General features: G+C 68.7%; 7 protein-coding genes. 6 read left to right on the forward strand and 1 reads right to left on the reverse strand.

From position 1 onward, the window contains the following. Window positions 1-128 precede the first annotated feature (128 nt). On the reverse strand, window positions 129-4,088 hold the full coding sequence (gene eccCa / locus ACZ63I_RS31730; protein ID WP_469342773.1) for a type VII secretion protein EccCa: 3,960 nt from the start codon (window positions 4,086-4,088) through the stop codon (window positions 129-131). Between the two features lie 240 nt (window positions 4,089-4,328). On the opposite strand from eccCa, the gene eccD reads away from it, so the two are divergent. The 6 genes from eccD to ACZ63I_RS31760 all read left to right on the forward strand — a co-directional run bounded on the left by eccD (window position 4,329) and on the right by ACZ63I_RS31760 (window position 12,294). Next, complete coding sequence (eccD, locus tag ACZ63I_RS31735; RefSeq protein WP_469342737.1) at window positions 4,329-5,729, forward strand: type VII secretion integral membrane protein EccD; 1,401 nt, start codon at window positions 4,329-4,331, stop codon at window positions 5,727-5,729. Window positions 5,730-5,744: 15 nt separating this feature from the next. Further along, complete coding sequence (eccB, locus tag ACZ63I_RS31740) at window positions 5,745-7,274, forward strand: type VII secretion protein EccB (protein ID WP_469342738.1); 1,530 nt, start codon at window positions 5,745-5,747, stop codon at window positions 7,272-7,274. Window positions 7,275-7,315: 41 nt separating this feature from the next. Beyond that, window positions 7,316-7,645, forward strand: coding sequence for a hypothetical protein (locus ACZ63I_RS31745; RefSeq protein WP_469342740.1), 330 nt, complete (start codon window positions 7,316-7,318; stop codon window positions 7,643-7,645). A gap of 44 nt (window positions 7,646-7,689) precedes the next feature. Continuing rightward, complete coding sequence (locus tag ACZ63I_RS31750) at window positions 7,690-8,022, forward strand: WXG100 family type VII secretion target (RefSeq protein ID WP_469342741.1); 333 nt, start codon at window positions 7,690-7,692, stop codon at window positions 8,020-8,022. 130 nt (window positions 8,023-8,152) lie between these two features. Continuing rightward, window positions 8,153-8,668: a type VII secretion system-associated protein gene (locus ACZ63I_RS31755; protein ID WP_469342743.1), complete on the forward strand. Its 516-nt coding sequence runs from the start codon at window positions 8,153-8,155 to the stop codon at window positions 8,666-8,668. An 89-nt stretch (window positions 8,669-8,757) separates the two neighbouring features. Next, window positions 8,758-12,294 carry an AAWKG family protein gene (locus ACZ63I_RS31760; RefSeq protein WP_469342745.1) on the forward strand — a complete coding sequence of 1,179 codons (3,537 nt, stop codon included), beginning with the start codon at window positions 8,758-8,760 and terminating at the stop codon, window positions 12,292-12,294. The last annotated feature ends 16 nt before the right edge of the window (window positions 12,295-12,310 follow it).

Here is a 12,310-nt window from a genome sequence, read left to right on the forward strand (position 1 = left end):
GGGTCGTGTCCGGTGAGGTTGACCGGGTCCGTCCGGTGGGCCGGTTTGTCCTCAATCGCCGGACGGGCTCTGAAAGCGGCCTGGCCGGCGGTTGGGGATGGGGCGCCGGGTGGGCTCTCAATGCGGGCTTACGTGTCCACCAGCGCCGTCTGGACCTGGGTCGCCTTCCGGCGTACGACGTGGGTGGCTCGGCCCGGTGCCATCGTGCGGCCCTTGATGTTGCCGATGAGATAGCCCTCGGTCGGCGGGCATGACAGCAGCAGGGCCGGGGTGTTGACCTCTTGGAAGCGCCGCAGCAAGTGCTCGCTCAGACCCCGGCCGGCGCCGGACGCCGAGCGCGTGACCACCATGTGCAGTCCGACCTCGTAGCCGAGCGCGAGGTGCGGGAGCAGCGGGTCGAACGGTGCGTTGCCGATACCGGTGCCCAGCATGTCGTAGTCGTCCACGAGGATGAACAGCCGCGGCCCCGTCCACCAGTCGCACAGCCGCATCCGGGCCGGGGAGATCTCTTCTCCCGGCAGCCGGGTGCGGACCGCGCGGGCCGCGCCGTCGACCAGGTCCTTCAGCGCGTCGATGGAGACGGCGTGCCCCAGGCGGTATTCGTCCGGGATCGCCTCGACCAGGTCGCGGCGGTAGTCGACCACCATGATCCGGGCCTCGGCCGGGGTGAAGCGGTCCATGATGGCCTTGGCGGTCAGCCGCAGCAGGTTCGTCTTGCCGCTCTCCGCGTCGCCCACCGCGAACAGGTGCGGATTCTCCGCGAAGTCGTGCCAGACGACGGAGAGTTCTTCCTCTTCCAGACCGATCGGCATCCGCAAGTTGCCCTCAGGTGAAGGCAGTTGCCCGACCGACAGCCTGGTGGGCAGCATCCGCACCTGCGGGGTCCGCTGCCCCGGCCAGCTCTCCTTCAGGGCGGACACCAGACCTGACACACCGTCGGCGAGGTCGTCGGCGCTCTCCATGCCGTCGATACGGGGCAGCGCGCCGAGGTAGTGCAGCTTGCCCTCGCGGGTCAGACCGCGGCCGGGCAGCCGCGGCACGGTGGAGGCGCGCCGGGTGTCGATCTCGGAGTCCATCGCGTCACCCATCCGCAGCTCCAGATGGGTGGCGGCCTGGTCGCGTACGCCGGCGGACAGTTCGACCCAGCGGGACGTGGTGACGATGATGTGCACGCCGTAGTTCAGGCCGCGGGCCGCGATCCCGTTGAACGTCTGGATGTAGCGGTCGTAGTCGGCCCGCACCGTGGACCAGCCGTCGATGACGAGGAACACGTCGCCGTAGTGCTGCTCCGGGAACTCGCCCGCGGCCCTGCGGCGCCGGAAGGTCGGCATCGAGTCGATGCCGTGCTCCAGGAAGAACCGCTCCCGCGACGCGAGCAGCGAGGTGATCTCGGCGACCGTCCGGCTCACCCGCTCGCTCTCCAGCCGCGCCGCCACACCGGCGGTGTGCGGCAGTTCGGCCAGCGCGGCCAGCGTGCCACCGCCGAAGTCCAGGCAGAAGAACGACACTTCGCGCGGGGTGTGGGTGACGGCGAGAGCGGTGAGCAAGGTGCGCACCAGGGTGCTCTTGCCGCTCTGCGGGCCGCCGGCGATGGCCACATGGCCGCCGGACCCGGACAGGTCGATGGTCAGCAGGTCGCGCATCTGCTCGAACGGCTTGTCGACGATGCCGATGGGCACGGCCAGCTTGCCGCGGCCCGGCCAGCCGACGGTGGTCAGCCCCAGCTCCGGGTCGGGGACCAGCGGCGGCAGGATCTGGTCGAGGGTGGCGGGCCGGTCGAGCGGCGGCAGCCACACCTGGTGGGCCGGCGGCCCCGCGCCGCGCAGCCGGTCGACAGCCACCGACAGCAGGGTGTCGGTGGTCTCTTCCTCCTCCTCCGCCGGCTCAGGGCCTGGCAGGTCGGGCACCTGGCGCGGCACCACGTAGCCGGCGGTCCACGGCACGGTCTGACTGGCCACCCTGGCCTTGTTGGCGCTGGAGCGGCGCTCCTGGTACGAGCCGGACACGTAGGCGGCGCGGAAGCGGGTCAGCGCCTCGACGCCGGACTTGAGGTAGCCGTTGCCCGGCTGCGGCGGCAGTTGGTAGGCGTCCGGCACGCCGAGCACGCCGCGGCTCTCCATCGCGGAGAAGGTACGCAACCCGATCCGGTAGGAGAGGTGGCTCTCCAACTGGTGCATACGGCCTTCGTCCAGCCGCTGGGAGGCGAGCAGCAGATGCACGCCCAGGCTGCGCCCGAGCCGTCCGATCATCACGAACAGCTCCATGAACTCCCGGTGCGCGGCGAGCAGTTCGCTGAACTCGTCGACGACGACGAACAGGCTGGGCAGCGGCGCGAGCGCAGTGCCGGAGGCGCGCGCTTTCTCGTAGTCCAGCGCGGACGTGTAGTTGCCGGCCGAGCGCAGCAGCTCCTGGCGGCGCATCAGTTCACCGTGCAGCGCGTCCTGCATCCGGCCGACCAGCGTGGCCTCGCCGGCCAGGTTGGTGATGACGGCCGAGGTGTGCGGCAGTTCGTCCAGGCCGAGGAACGTGGCGCCGCCCTTGAAGTCGACGAGGACGAAGTTGAGGGTCTCCGACGAGTTGTTCAGCGCCAGCGCCAGCACCAGGGTGCGCAGCAGCTCGCTCTTGCCGGACCCGGTGGCCCCGATGAGCATGCCGTGGGGTCCTGTGCCGCCTTGCGCCGACTCCTTGATGTCCAGCTCCACCGGCGCCCCGTCGGCGCTCACCGCGATCGGCACCCGCAGCCGGGCGGGTCCGGTGCTGCGCTCCCAATGGGCGTGCGGCTCATGGCGGTAGAGGTCGGATATGCCCAGGAGCGTGGTCAGCTCCAGATCGGAGGAGAGGGGCGCCGAGGCGTCGGACCCCACGCCCATCCGGTACGGGGCGATGCCCTTGGCCAGCGCCGTGGAGCCGGTCGGGCCGAACCGGTCGGGCCGACCGAGCCGGGTGGTCTGCTCCTTGCGGTCGCGGTCGGTGCGTACCAGCGCGAAGTCGTTCTCCGACACCTCGAAGCGCAGCGTGACCCGGCCGGGCCGCCAGGTCAGCGCCCCCTCCAGGTCGATGACCACGGCGTTGCGGAAGCCGGCGCCGTCCAGCCGGTGCCCGGCCGGGACACCGCCGCCGTCCAGCACGATCACCGTGAACGGCTCCTCGCGCCCGGCGGCGGCTTCCGGGTCGAACGGAGGACGCTCCAGGAACTCGGCGCCGAGCAGATCCTCCAGCTCGTTGAAGGCGGAGACGAACATCCGGGCCTGGCCCGCGCCGTCGGTCTCCTGCGGATGCAGGTTGTGCGGGAGCCACTTGACCCACTCCCAGTCCGCGCGCCGCTCGTCCGAGACGCACAGGGCCACCCACACGTCGTCCGGCGCGTGGAAGGTCGCCAACTGGGCGACCATGGCACGGGCGAGCGAGCGCATGCTCTCTTCGTCGCCGCGCAGCAGCACCCGGGCCCAGGCCCGCAGATAGATGGCGATGGGCTGTTCGGGCACGGTGGCGTAGGTCCGGATGAAGCTGCGCAGCGCGTGCGCGGACAGCGGTTCGAGGTCCTCCACCGGCGTGGTGGAGTTCGGCACCAGCCGCAGACCTAGCTGCTGCTCGCCGACGGCCACCCGTACCTCGCCGAAGTCCTCGTCCTGCGGGCGGCGTTCCCACAGCCGGGTGGTGCCCACCATCGACCACAGCGCGGCCGGCTCCGGGTGCCGCCAGGCCAGCGCCTTCTGCTGGTCGGCCACCGCGGTGCGCACCTTGCGCCGGGTCTGGGTGAGGTAGCGCAGATAGTCCCGGCGCTCGCCCTTGAGCCGCTGCTTGCGCTCACTGGCCTTGCGCATCATCTGGCCGACCATCATCGCGCCGGACGCCAGCACCATCATGCCGATGGCCAGGTACATGAAGTGGCCCCCCGAGGCGCCGCTCATGCCCGGCCGCATGAACATCAGCATCATGGAGACCGACATCATCGCCATGGGCAGATACGTCCACACGGCGGAGCTGTCCGGCACCACTTCGGGCAGCGTCGGCGGCTCCTGCAGGGACAACTCCCCTTCGGGCATGTCCGGGCCACGGCGACGGGCCGGCCTGCGGAACAGGACCACACTCAACGGACGGTCTCCTCACGGGGCGGCATTCACGCGACTCAAGGTGAATCCTCAAGGACGCGCGAGGCCGTTGACCTGATCGGCATGTTCATTCCATTGCCAACTTCGGTCCAACGTGCTCATTAGCCACGCCAGTTGGCTTTTCTGCTGCTTACTGTGGCTGCACCGGCATGTGTATCCCCCAACCAGACACGTCCGGAGAGCTGTGAACCAGTACCAGAAGCGGGAGTACGTGCGATGAGTGGCACCCAGACGGCCGGTCTGTGCCGTCTGACCGTCCGCGCGCCCGGCAGGAACATCGACCTCGGGGTGCCCTCCGACGTTCCCGTCGCCGACCTGCTGCCCGCTGTCGTGGGCTACGCCGGCGACGACCTCAAAGAGACCGGGATCGACCACGGCGGCTGGGTCCTGCAACGCCTCGGCGGCGAACCCCTCGACGAGGAGCGCACCCTCGACTCGTACGACCTGCGCGACGGCGAGGACCTCTACCTCAGGCCGCGCATCGCCGCCCTGCCCGAGGTCCAGCTCGACGACCTGGTCGACGGCATCTCCACCACCATGGCGGGCAGTCCCTACGGCTGGAGCCCGAAGGCCAGCCGCAGACTGCTGCTGGGCCTCGCGGTGCTCGCCCTCACCGGCGGGCTGGTCCTCCTGGCGCTGCCCGGCGGCTCGACGGAGTCGCGTGCGCTGTGCGCGGCGGTCGTCGCGCTGCTGCTGATAGCCGGGGCCGGATCGGCCAGCCGCGCCGTCGGTGACGCGGGGGCCGGTGCGGCACTGGGCGTCATGGCCGCGCCGTATCTCGCGTACGCCGGGTGGGTGCTGCCCGGCGGTGAGCTGACCGGGCCGCACGTGCACGAGGTGGTCGGCTCCCGGCTGCTGGCCGCCTGCGCGGCGGGCGCCGGCGGCGCCATCGTCGTACTCGCGGCGGTCTCGGCCTTCGCCGCGCTCTTCCTCGGTGTCGCGGTCTTCGCCGTGTTCGGTGCGCTCGCCGGCACCCTGATGATCGCCGCCGACCTGGCGCCCCATCAGGTCGCCGGGGTCGTCGCCCTGGTGGCGGTGATCCTCGGCGCTTTCGTCCCCTCGCTGTCCTTCCGGATGGCCGGGCTGCGGATGCCGCCCCTGCCCACCAACGCCCAGCAGTTGCAGGAGGGCATCGAGCCGCACTCGCCGAGCGGTGTCGCCGCCCGCGCGATCCTCGGCGACGGCTGGATGAGTTCGCTGTACGGGGCCGTGGGCGCGGTCTGCGCCGGCTGCCTCGGCGTGCTCGCGTGGTACGCGGACCTGGCCGCCGTCTTCCTGGTCTGCGCGCTGTCACTGCTCCTGCTGCTGCACAGCCGCGGCCTCGGCAACGCCTGGCAGCGGCTCTCGCTGACCGTCCCCGGCGCGCTGGGCCCGCTGCTGCTGATCCTCGTCGGCGCCGTCTCCTACGCACCCGACCGGCGGCCCCTGCTGCTGGCAGCGCTGCTGGCGCTCACCGCCGCCATCGCCATCGCGTCCTGGACCGTGCCGGGTGCCCGGCTCGTGCCGTACTGGGGCCGGCTCGCGGAGATCCTGCACACCCTGGCGGCGGTCAGCCTGCTGCCGCTGGCCCTGTGGGTGCTCGGCGTGTACGGCGCCCTGCGCGGACTGATGGCCTGAGCGGGGGTGTGAGCGATGCAGGACCGACGCGACCAGGTACAGGCGCACATGTTCATGATGGGGCGGCTGACCTCCGGCATGCTGCGCGCCGATCCCGACGCCCCGGAGAGCCCGCAGGGCCGCACCAACCGAGGCATCGCGATCAGCGTGCTGGTCGCGATCCTGATCTGCGCGGGCGCCTTCGTCTTCGGACTGCTGAAGCCCGGCACCAAGACCTCCTGGCGGGACCCGGGCACGCTGGTCGTCAACAAGGACACCGGCGCCCGCTACTTCTACCTCGACGGCCGGCTGCGACCGGTCCGCAACTTCACCTCGGCCGCGCTGCTGGCCGGCGACCGGATGAAGGTGCTGTCGATCGGCGGCACGTCGCTGGAGGGCACCCCGCACGGGGCGCCCGTCGGCATCGTCGGCGCCCCGGACGAGACCCCGGCCGCAGGCGACCTCGACGACGGCCCCTGGCAGGTGTGCTCGGGGACCACCACCGGCTCGACCGGCACCACCGTCGCCGTGGGCGCCGAGCCGTCAGGACCGGGGCTCGACGAGAACCAGGGACTGCTGGTCACCGGGCCCGACAAGGCCGGCTACCTGGTGTGGCAGGGCCGCAAGCTGCGGCTGGACGACAAGGCGAACGCCACCGAGGCGCTCGGGTACGCCCAGGAGAGGCCCGTACCGGTCTCGGCCGCACTCCTCAACTCACTGCCGTCAGGACCCGACCTGACCCCGCCCGACGTGCCGGGGCTCGGCGAACCCGGCCGGGAGCTGGCGGGCCGGCAGACCAAGGTCGGCGAGATCTACCAGGTCACCGCCTCCGGCGCACGGACCCACTACTACCAGTTGCAGAAGGGCGGCCTGGCCCCGCTCTCCGCGACCGGCGCTGCCCTCGTGCTCGGCGACCCCGAGACCAAGCAGAAGGCGTACGGCGGGCGTTCGACCGCCGCGCGCAGCCTGGGCACCGACGCGCTGAACGGGAACCTGGCCAAGGACACGGACCCGGTCAACCGCGCGGAGGGCATGCCGGAGGCGCCGCCGGAGCCGGTGGACCTCGGCCTGGGGCAGACACCCTGCGTCGGGGTGCGGGCGGCCGGCGACGGCACCCGGGTGAGCGTGTCCCTGGCGGACCCCGGCGATCTCGGTCCCACCGCGCAGCCACCGGCCGAGGGCCTGACCCCGGCGTGCGTGACGGTCAACCGGATCGCCGTACGGCCCGGCCGCGGCGCCCTCGTCCACGCGCTCGGCGCCGGTGGCGGCGACGTCGGCAGCACGCTGTACCTGGTGACCGACACCGGAATGAAGTACCGGCTTCCTTCGCAGGAGTCGTTGAAGGCGCTCGGTTATACGGAGGCCCGCGCACAGGGCCTTCCCTCCGCACTGCTTTCCATGATTCCGACCGGCCCCGATCTCACGCCCGAGGCGGCGAGTTCCGGGCAGGCGAAAACAACGGCGGCGCTGTGCGGAAATGAATCCGAAATAGCATCGCCGCAGCGTCGTGCGAATCACTCCGATTCACAACAGACGCTATTGCGAAAGGGGTTGACGGGCTTCTAGTATCGCGTTGCACGGGGCAGATTCCAGCCGAAGGGGACACCATGCAAGGAATTTCACAGCAGGAAGAGAATGCCACCCGGAACGGCATCAACGCCTTGGAGCAGGCGTTCTCAGGTGTGCAGCGGAGCCGGCAGGAACTCGAAAACACCAAGAACAACGTGGGTGTCGGCGGTGACGTCGGCGGTAACTACCGTGCGCTGCTCGACAAGTGGGACGACCAGGCCGAGATCATTTCGAAGAACCTCCGCGACATGGTCAACGAGCTGAACAACACGTTGCAGCAGAGCGGTCAGACCCGGGGTTCGGCGAACGACGACGTGAATCAGGCGTACCAGCGGTCCGACTCGATTTTCAACGCTCTCGCAGGCTGAGCGCATCTCCCTGAACGTACCCACCGATCGAAACGAGGTTTGCCATGCCCGGTGGTGCAAACGACTTCACAGACGGCAATATCTACGTCGACTTCAGCCGCTCCAACAACGCGGTCGAAGACATGCGCGTGCAGACCAACCAGATTCAGAGCTGGCTCCAGCAGTTGAACCAGGAGCTGGGCGCGTTGAACGAGAGCTGGGTCGGTGACGACGCGGAGGTCTACCACAAGAAGCAGACGGCGTGGAACAACGCGGCCGACGCCATGAGCAAGCTGCTCACCAGTCACGCCCAGGTACTGGACGACGTGTCGAACGCCTTCGACCAGAACCAGAAGCGCTCCGCCCAGGGCTGGGAAGGCGTGCGGATCGGCGCCTGACCGGCGAGGAATCGCGGTGACGGGCGGCTGTCGGCGTCGATGGCGGACGTGGATGGCCGCCCCCACCTGCGCAAAGGCGCGAGAGGGCGGCGCCGCGGCGGACCACCGGAGTGGAAAGAGGAGCGGCACCATGGCAGACGGCGGCAAGGACGGACCGCTCGTCCTGAACAAAGAGTGGATCAAGGGCTTCATCAACGGCGATCTCCACGAGTTCCAGACGGCGATCGGGAAAATACTGGCCGACGCGCCCTCGGAGCGGTTCGCGAGCGACATGCACGGAGCCGATGTGCAGAGCATCGTCAATCTCGGACACATCCGCCCGAGCAGCATCCACACCGGGAACGCGATCCCGCTCGCGATCGGCGCCCTGGCCGGGGACGACGGTCTCGCCGGGGATCTGGTGAAGGCGGTCAAGGACACGGCCGACCAGCTCGCGGAGTTCGTCAAGGACCAGAAGACGCTCTTCGACGACATCGAGAGCAATCTGCGGGACGCGATGGAGACGCTGCTCAAGACCGAGGGCGACAGCCTGAACAAGATCGACGGCGAGAAGTTCCTCGATGTCTTCGAGGACGTCAATGACGACATCACCGACTCCCTGGGCGGCAGCGGTGGCGGCGGTGGCGGTGGCGGTGGCGACGCGTGAACCGCTGAACCGTCACCGGCTGACAGCTCTTCCCGCCGTACACCGCCGAGCCTGAGTCCCGCCCGTATTTCTGCCGTTGGAGTTCCGCCATGGATGACGTGCCGATCAGTCCCGACAACGATGACTGGCAGAAAGTCGTCAGCACCTTCACCGGATATTCGGCGCCGAAGGTCGACACTCTTTTCAAGAGCCTGACGGGCAATGACGACATTCCGCTGATGCGGGTCACGGTCGAGGAAGCGGACAACAACGACCTGCCCGAGCTGGAGGAGACCAGTTGGCAGGGGGTGAATGTCGTCGACGACATCAAGACGATGGATATCTCCATCCCGTTCTACACGGACAACGACGGCATCTTGAAGCACTACGCCAAGATCACCCTTATCGGTATCCAGGACACGAAGGGTGCCATATCTGGCGGAGGTTCCAGCGGGTCGATCGAAGGCAAGGACGAGACGGACAAGACGGACTGGGACAGCAAAGACCTGGCCCGGTACTCCTTCGGTACGGGCCATGCGCTGGACTGGCTGCTCACCAAGGAGCGGGGCACGAAGGATTTCGACTGGTCGCCGGCTGTCCCTGACTCCAGCTACGTGGATCTGTCCACCTTCGAGGCGACGGCTCAGGCTTTCGACCGTGTCCAGATATTCGTCAACGACCGCAAGGCCGATCTCGACGGCTGGGAGAAGATCTTCGGTGCGGTCGAGAACGAGAACTGGCAGGGGCAGGCGGCCGGTGTCTGGTGGAATCTGGTCCATCTGATCGTGCATCGGTACGACCGCCTGGCCGATGACATGGAGAACACCACAGGAAAGTCGCGCGGATCGAAGCAGGGGGCCGCGGTCCGTTATGCGAGCGAGGTGTTCAGGAAAGAGGCCCAGAATCTCTACGACGCGTGGGACGACTGGTCGGGCTGGGACAGGGCCAACCCCTTGTTCTTCCTGAACCGCATCCTCTACGACGTCATGAACAACGTCTGGGACAACAACCTCTTCAAGGTGAGCACGGAATACACGTCGAACACCAGCGGAAGTGACAACGCCGCGCGCGGCTACATGCCCGATACGGAAAGCCTCGAACCGCAGCCGGGCTTCGAGAACATGGCCAGGGACGACGAGAGAACGTACGGTCCGCTGGACAGCATGGGCACCTGGAAAGCCATCGGCGAAGAGGCGAAGAACCGTTGGTGGAGGGCGGTACGCGAGGACTTGGGGAAACCTGCGGAGACCGCGCTGAGGAACGTCACCAACGCGTGGAACGGGACCAATCTCGATATCGGTGACATCCGCCCGCCGTCGGGTCAGGACCTCCAGACCAGCCTCCAGGACGATCAAGCCAAGAAGGACAAGAGGGACGCGGAGGCCGACAAGGACAAGCAGGACAAGGAGAACAAAGAGAACCAGGCCAAGATGGACGCCTACCTGGACCAGATGGCGAAGGACCGGGCGGCGGACAAGGCCGAGCAGGAAAGGCTCCGGAAGGAGCAGGAGGAGGAAGCCGCACGCCTGCGCGCGGAGGAACTCGCGCGTCAGAAGGCGGAGCAGGAGCGGCAGGACAAGATCCGGAAGGAGCAGGAGGAGAAGGCCGATCGCCAGCGCGCCGAGGACCTCGCGCACCAGAAGCAGCAGGAGGCGGAGCAGGACCGGAAGGAGAAGGAGCAGGAAGCCGAGCAGGACCGGAAGGAGAAGGAGCAGGAAGCCAAGCAGGAGCAGCAGGAGAAAGAACAGGAACAGAAGGAGAAAGAGCAGGAAGCCAAGCAGGAGCAGCAGGAAAAGGAGCAGGAAGCCAAGCAGGAGCAGCAGCAGAAGGAACAGGAGCAGCGGCAGAGGGAGCAGGAGGCCAGGCAGGAGCAGCAGCAGAAGGAGCAGGAGGCCAAACAGGAACAGCAGCAGAAGGAGCAGGAGCAGAAACAGGAGGAACAGCAGCGCCGCCAGGAGCAGATGCAGATCCTGCAGATGAATCAGCAGAAGGCCCAGCAGGATCAGCAGCGGAAAGACCAGCAGAAGCAGCAGCAGGAGCAGCAGCAACAGCAGCGGGAGCAGGAGGAGAAGGCCGACCGGCAGCGCGCCGAGGACCTCGCGCGCCAGGAGCGGCAGGAGGCGGAGCAGAAGCAGGAGCAGCGGGAGCAGGAGGCCAAGCAGGAGCAGAAGGAGAAGGAGCAGGAGGCCAGGCAGGAGCAGCAGCAGAAGGAGCAGAAACAGGAACAGGAGGAGCAAGAGGCCAAGCAGGAGCAGCAGCAGAAGGAACAGGAGGCGAAGCAGGAGCGGCAGGAGGCGGAGCAGAAGCAGGAGCAGCGGGAGCAGGAGGCGAAGCAGGAACAGCAGCAGGCGGAGCAGAAGCAGGAGCAGAAGGAGCAAGAGGCCAAGCAGGAGCAGCAGCAGAAGGAACAGGAGGCGAAGGCCGACCGGCAGCGCGCCGAGGACCTGGCGCGCCAGCAGCGGCAGGAGGCGGAGCAGAAGCAGGAGCAGCGGGAGCAGGAGGCCAGGCAGGAGCAGCAGCAGAAGGAACAGCAGCAGCACCAGGACGAGCAGCAGCGGCACCAGGAGCAGCGCCAGGACGAACAGCAGCGCCGAGAGGAGCAGCGCCAGGACGCGCAGCAGAAGCGTCAGGAGGAGTTGCAGGCCAAGCAGGAGCAGCGGCAGCAGCAGTACCAGGACAGGGCAAGCGACATCCTGGACCGGCAGGGCGACGCGAACAGCGACTACCGGCAGAGCCTTTATCCGGACGACATCAGCGGGCCGGTGAACGGCGACGATTCGCTGACGAATCCCGGCGGCAGCCACTCGTACGTGGACTCGCACGGCCGTGTCGTCACCGAGTACCCGGACACCAGCTCGACCACGATCGACCCGCAGACACAGACGTCGACCGTCATGGACCCCAACGGCTCGACCCACTCAGGGCCGTTGAACGCGGGTGACCTGCTCACCAACCCGGACGGCAGCGTCTCGCACCTCGACTCGCAGGGCCAGGTCGTCACCGAGTACCCGGACGGCAGCAGGACCACCGTGGACCCGCACAGCGGCGCCACCTCGATCACCGGTTCTGACGGTACGACGACCAGTGGCTACCTGAACGGCGGTTCGGGGGCCGGCGCTCCGCAGGGAGGCGGCGGCCTCGGCTCGTACGGCGGCGGTATGCCGGACTACGAGCAGGAGTTGTACGACCCGCAGTCCGGTGGCGCCGGGGAGCAGTTGGGCGCCGCGAACGCCGCCGCCAGCCTCGGCGGGTCCTCGTCGAGCGGGAGCGGGTCATCCCCCGGCGCTCCGATGAGCCCGGGAATGATGGGCGGCGGCATGGGCGGCATGGGCGGTGGCGGCGGCCGCGGGGGCGAGGGCGGGCCCAGCGAGCGCGCCCGGAATGTCTTCGACAGCGCCAATGTGGTCAGCAGCCGCAGGCGTCTTGCGAACAGCCTCCCGGGCAACGGGCGTTACGACGACCGGGAAGCCGTGATCAACACCAGCAGTGGCAACCCCTACCTGCCTGCCGCGGGCGGCGGTCCGGGCGGAGGTCCCGGCCGGCAGCAGACGCAGAGCGGTGACCGCGAGCGTGAGGCCTGGGTGCCGGAGGACGAGGACGTGTGGGGCTCCGACGAAGGCGGCGCGCCGGCGGTGATCGGACGATGAACTACCAGTGGACGGC

Source organism: Streptomyces sp. NPDC087906, from assembly GCF_055584925.1.